Raw genomic sequence first — 493 nt, forward strand, 5'->3', positions numbered from 1 at the left:
TTCCGCAGCAGCTTTTCTAACGATTACGGAGTAACACTGACAGAAAGCCCATTACGCGGCCTGACTGCCCGCGCAGTGGTGGTTTTAAATGATCAAAACCAAGTTCTCCACGCTGAGTTGGTTTCTGAAATTGCGAACGAGCCTGACTACGAAGCAGCTTTAGCTGTTTTGTAATTGACTCAATAAAATCAGGTCGTCTGAAAATTTTCAGACGGCCTTTAGCTTATCTTCAAAATAAAAACGGTAGCTTAAAAGCTACCGTTTTCTGTTTCAAACCTTATACAGATTTATCTGTTTTGTCTGTTTCTACTGACTCAGTATTCTGAACCTCATTTTGCTCAACAGCTTCAGCAGCTTCAGCAATAGGCGCTTCATACTCTTCCACTTTGTCATCGCGGACATTGTGGCTATAATCTTTAGGCGGACTAGGCTGTTTACCGGCCATAATTTCCAAAACTTGGTCTCGATCGATGGTTTCCCAATCCATAAGTGC

Annotated in this window: 1 protein-coding gene and 1 pseudogene; one reads left to right on the plus strand and one right to left on the minus strand. The window is 42.8% G+C overall.

The genetic code is table 11. The features are described from left to right. Positions 1-174: redoxin family protein (locus tag ACTHUR_RS19170; RefSeq protein ID WP_440400370.1), on the plus strand; the 174-nt coding region annotated here is incomplete at its 5' end. A 103-nt stretch (positions 175-277) separates the two neighbouring features. Here the strand turns inward: ACTHUR_RS19170 and ACTHUR_RS19175 are convergent. Beyond that, a pseudogene (locus ACTHUR_RS19175) lies at positions 278-493 on the minus strand (ATP-dependent zinc metalloprotease FtsH); the annotation flags it as partial.

Source organism: Neisseria sp. P0021.S007 (assembly GCF_051956855.1).